This window comes from Actinomadura sp. NPDC048955, assembly GCF_040649435.1.
Taxonomy (GTDB): Bacteria; Actinomycetota; Actinomycetes; order Streptosporangiales; family Streptosporangiaceae; genus Spirillospora; species Spirillospora luteofluorescens.
Genome location: NZ_JBEZJI010000173.1, coordinates 1 through 2,369, shown reverse-complemented (window position 1 = coordinate 2,369; position 2,369 = coordinate 1). Strand labels below are relative to the sequence as shown.

The 2,369-nt window shown below is 70.4% G+C and carries 3 protein-coding genes; 1 reads left to right on the top strand and 2 read right to left on the bottom strand.

The genetic code is table 11. From position 1 onward, the window contains the following. On the bottom strand, positions 1-183 hold a 183-nt coding region (locus tag AB0C84_RS45935; RefSeq protein ID WP_361079197.1), incomplete at its 3' end, for a hypothetical protein. Positions 184-620: 437 nt separating this feature from the next. Continuing rightward, complete coding sequence (locus AB0C84_RS45930; protein WP_361079194.1) at positions 621-992, bottom strand: STAS domain-containing protein; 372 nt, start codon at positions 990-992, stop codon at positions 621-623. A 297-nt stretch (positions 993-1,289) separates the two neighbouring features. On the opposite strand from AB0C84_RS45930, the gene AB0C84_RS45925 reads away from it, so the two are divergent. Then, the gene (locus AB0C84_RS45925; RefSeq protein ID WP_361079191.1) at positions 1,290-1,745 is read left to right on the top strand and encodes a hypothetical protein; all 456 of its coding nucleotides are present in this window, start codon (positions 1,290-1,292) and stop codon (positions 1,743-1,745) included. The last annotated feature ends 624 nt before the right edge of the window (positions 1,746-2,369 follow it).

Here is a 2,369-nt window from a genome sequence, read left to right as displayed (position 1 = left end):
GGACGCCGTCCACCGCGTCCGGAGCCGGCTCCCCGAGGGGATCGGGTACGTCGACGCGCCGGTCTCCGGCAGCCTCCCGCAGGCGGAGGCGGGCGGCTGGTAGGGGAGCTTGGACACCCCGCCCGCCACCTCGCCGAGCACGGAGGCGACGTCGCCGGGCCAGCGCAGCCCGCTCCGGCTCATCGCGGCGTAGTTGAGCAGCCGGAACGCCTCGTCGATCCCGCTGGCGATCGCGCGGGTCTGCTCACTGTCGTGGGGCCGTCGGGGTGGGCGGGCTCGGCGTCGGTCCTGATCTCGATCACGAGCACTCCTTAGGGTTGGGGTGGTCGCCGAGCCCAATCATGTCTTAAAAACAGTGATCCACTCACGTTTTGAGGACACCGTGCGAGGTGGCTTCTGCGGCGCGTCGCCGCAGGTCGCCAGGTGTGCGATGCCCGGATTTTTGCGGACGGCGTCCCAGGGGCCGTCCCCGTCGGGCGGCCCGTCTCAGAAACGGCCGTTTCCGGACGCGCCGCGCGCCTCGGCGCCGGTCCGGTTTTGGAAACCGCCCGCCGTCCAATAGAGGAGCACTCGCAAGTCAGGCCGCATCCAGGCGCGAGAAATCGCGCCGTGGGCCGGGGTCAGCCGGGGTCAGGTGGGAGGGCGTCGTACACGGGGAGAAAGCGGTCCAGCGCGGTGATGGCCAGCACCTGCGCCACCCGGGGATGCGGCCGCAGCAGCACCAGGTCCCCGCCGGCGGCGCTGACACGCTGGAACATCCCGGCCAAGGCGTTGAGCCCGGCCGAGTCGCAAAAGCCCACCTGTGACATCTGCAGCGCGATCCGCGGCGAGCTGCGCTGGCCGATCAGCAGGCCGACCTGGTCCAGCAGTGCCGGCGCGGTGAACAAGTCCAGTTCGCCGCGCAGCTCCACCCGCAGCCACGGCCCTTCCCGCGACACCTGCACGAAAAGCCTGGGCCCGACCGGCGGCTCATCCGGCGATTCGGTGCTCATCGGTGCTCATCGACTCCCCCGGTCATACACCCGATTATCCCGCCGTTCCGCACGAGGGCCACGCGGACGAGCCCGCACGCCCTCCGGGCGGCGGCCGCCAGGACGTCGACGGGCCCCGGGCGTGCGGCCTTGCTGGGCCGGTCCCGGGGGCCGTCAACGTCGGCCAGCTCGTGATTGCCGAGACACGAGCCCGACGGTTGAGATCTTGCGCCGGTCCGTTGTTTGGGACTGTCTACCCCGATGCCCCTTTGCGGGGTGGTCCGCACTGACGTGCGAAAAACCACAAGGAGCTGAGCCATGACAAACCAGACCGCGTCGACTGCCGCCGCTTCCTGCCCGAACCAGGGGCAGGACGAAGGGACCGAGTACTTCGTGATCATCACGGTCATGCGGCCGCTACCCGGCGGCTTCTCGGTGAAGGAAACTCAGGCCTACATCACGCTAGTGGAGGCCGGCACCACCCGCCTGGCGCTGCTGGAGCAGGTGAACGGTGAGATTCCGCAGCGGATGCGGAGCGGGGTGATCGTGTTCTTCTCCGCCGAGCCCAACCAGATCGCCCCCGGCGAGTACGCCGTCAGTGCCACCCTGGAGCAGCCGCTCTTCGGCGGCGCGACGCAAGTGTCGTCCAAGACCCGCGGCGCGCAGGCCCAGCCCGGCACCCGTCGTGCGGACCTGTACTTGTGGATGCGGGACTTGCTCGCAGACGAGGGGAAGGCCGGAAGCCTTGTGTTCTTCTCGGCCGAGCCCAACTAGCTCGACATCCCGGCTTAAGCCAGCACCCGGCGCAAGCCTCCCACACGGTTCCCCGCAGAACCGTGCAGACCCGCGCCTGAGCGGCGCAGGTCCCCGAACCAACCGAAGGGCCCGGCACCGCCGGGCCCTTTCTGGCGACCGCTGGCGACCCCGCGAGCCGGACCATGCTGCACCGGCCCGGCACCCCTGTCGCCGGCGACCCTGACGCCGCCGACGGGGACACTGCTGGCGGACCCGCGCGGCCGCCGTGCGGGCCCTGGCCGCCAACCACGCCCCAGACCTCGACCTCGCCTGACAACCAACCCACCAACATGCGGCCGCGAAGCGCCGTCCCGCCGACCACGGGGCGGCGCTTCGCCGTTTCAGCACCCCCGCCAACCCCTCTGGGGGCCGGTAGCTCTTTGGGTTCGAGCGATCGACGCTGAGCCTGCCGCTGTTGGCCGTGGGCGTCCCGGCCTACGCCAGACGCCAACCCCCGGACGACAGCCCCTCTTGCGCCGGTAAGGGCTCTCCGGACGATGTACTCCGGAACCCTACAAACAGAGCGGCCGGAGGCCACGATGACCACCTTTGCCGAATACACGGACGAACTGACCCGCGTCAAGGACGAGCTCGCCGCCCTCG

Coding starts and splice junctions, on each gene's coding strand:
- AB0C84_RS45925 (WP_361079191.1), top strand. CDS start 1,290: ATGACAAACCAGACCGCGTCGACTGCCGCCGCTTCCTGCCCGAACCAG.
- AB0C84_RS45930 (WP_361079194.1), bottom strand. CDS start 992: ATGAGCACCGAATCGCCGGATGAGCCGCCGGTCGGGCCCAGGCTTTTC.